The organism is Thermococcus sp. 21S9 (assembly GCF_012027635.1).
GTDB lineage: Archaea > Methanobacteriota_B > Thermococci > Thermococcales > Thermococcaceae > Thermococcus.
The window spans coordinates 1-474 of sequence record NZ_SNUS01000029.1 but is presented as its reverse complement, the minus strand read 5'-3'; the positions used below and the strand labels follow the sequence as shown (position 1 = coordinate 474).

General features: G+C 54.9%; 1 protein-coding gene. It reads left to right on the top strand.

Features of this window, described 5'->3' with window-relative positions; all coding sequences use genetic code 11:
• Positions 1-127: 127 nt before the first annotated feature.
• On the top strand, positions 128-474 hold a 347-nt coding region (locus E3E28_RS10805; protein ID WP_206203904.1), incomplete at its 3' end, for a TetR/AcrR family transcriptional regulator.

Here is a 474-nt window from a genome sequence, read left to right as displayed (position 1 = left end):
AGAAACTCATCATCGCCCGCAATCTTTGACTTGCGATGGGTATTCGCGTTGATAAAAGCTGACCGAATCAGCTCAATTGTGCCGGGATCAGCGCTGCTGTTCTCGCAATGAAATTCTAGGAGTGGTGGTGTCTGGCCGTGACCGTCAGCTTGCCGCGTGGAACGACACCGTTCAGACCCGCGACCAGCAATTCAATCTGAAGCGAACCGCCTTGCTGAAAGAGGCGGCGCGCGCATTCAGCTCGCAAGGATATCATGCGACGTCGCTCGACGATGTCGCCAAGACGCTTGGCGTGACCAAGCCCGCGCTCTATTATTACATCAAGAACAAGCAGGAAATCCTGTTCGAGTGCCATATGCTGTCGCAGGATCTCGGCGATCGCGCGTTCGAGCACGCGTACAAGACCGGCAGGAACGGCCGTGAAATTCTGCTTTCGTTTGCGAAGGAATTCATCGAGTCGCACAACAGCGAGAT